The following is a 1594-nucleotide window of genomic DNA, read 5'->3' on the forward strand; positions in this document are numbered from 1 at the left end:
AGCATCTGGCATCCTTTGTGGGTGTCCAGGCGCCGGTTCATCACCGAATGTGTGGTGCCGGTTAGCTCATGGGTGGAACATTTGACAGGGCGTCTCGTGGTGGTTGCTCTTGCTAGTACGTCTCATGCTTTCGGGTGTGGGGTGGGAACGTGGGGGTGGGTGTCTGCGGGGCGCGTGCACGTTGTTGGGTCCTGAGGGCTCAGGCACCGTCAGGGTGTTTGGTCTTCGTCGGGCCTCGTCTGATCTGGTCGTTGTGGCTGGGGAGGGTGGGGTGCCGCCCGTACTTTGAGAACTACACAGTGGACGCGAGCATCTTAAAGAAGCGAACAACAATGGATTTTTGATTCTTTGTTGGCTCATGTGATTTCAAGTCTTTAAGAGCAAACGGTGGATGCCTTGGCATCTGGAGCCGAAGAAGGACGTAGCAATCTGCGATAAGCCTTGGGGAGCCGATAAGCGGGCTGTGATCCGAGGATTTCCGAATGGGGAAACCCCGCCAGGCGGCGTGCTGACCTGGTGACTCCCGTCTGAATATATAGGGCGGGTAGAGGGAACGCGGGGAAGTGAAACATCTCAGTACCCGCAGGAAGAGAAAACAATAGTGATTCCGTGAGTAGTGGCGAGCGAAAGCGGATGAGGCTAAACCGGGCGTGTGTGAGAGCCGGCAGGCGTTGCACGTTCGGGGTTGTGGGACCATTCATCGATCACTGCCGTGGTCGGAGTAGTACAGAAGCGTATAGACGAACGGTCTTGAAAGGCCGGCCGGAGAGGGTGTGAGTCCCGTAGTCGACATGCGTGTTCTGCTGCGAGTGGGATCCCAAGTAGCACGGGGCCCGTGAAATCCCGTGTGAATCTGCCAGGACCACCTGGTAAGCCTAAATACTCCCAGATGACCGATAGCGGACAAGTACCGTGAGGGAAAGGTGAAAAGTACCCCGGGAGGGGAGTGAAATAGTACCTGAAACCGTTTGCTTACAAACCGTCGGAGCAGGCTTGTTCCTGTGACGGCGTGCCTTTTGAAGAATGAGCCTGCGAGTTAGTGATACGTGGCGAGGTTAACCCGTGTGGGGGAGCCGTAGCGAAAGCGAGTCTGAATAGGGCGATTTTAGTCGCGTGTCCTAGACCCGAAGCGAAGTGATCTATCCATGGCCAGGCTGAAGCGACGGTAAGACGTCGTGGAGGGCCGAACCCACTTAGGTTGAAAACTGAGGGGATGAGCTGTGGATAGGGGTGAAAGGCCAATCAAACTTCGTGATAGCTGGTTCTCTCCGAAATGCATTTAGGTGCAGCGTTGCGTGTTTCTTGCCGGAGGTAGAGCTACTGGATGGCCGATGGGCCCTACAAGGTTACTGACGTCAGCCAAACTCCGAATGCCGGTAAGTGAGAGCGCAGCAGTGAGACGGTGGGGGATAAGCTTCATCGTCGAGAGGGAAACAACCCAGACCACCAACTAAGGTCCCTAAGCGCGTGCTAAGTGGGAAAGGATGTGGAGTTGCTTTGACAACCAGGAGGTTGGCTTAGAAGCAGCCACCCTTGAAAGAGTGCGTAATAGCTCACTGGTCAAGTGATTCCGCGCCGACAATGTAACGGGGCT

At 55.6% G+C, this 1594-nt stretch carries 1 rRNA gene; it reads left to right on the top strand.

The window, feature by feature from the left end:
- Window positions 1-364 precede the first annotated feature (364 nt).
- Window positions 365-1594, top strand: a 23S ribosomal RNA gene (locus ACWGPF_RS17525); the annotation flags it as partial.

This window comes from Microbacterium sp. NPDC055683 (assembly GCF_053617895.1).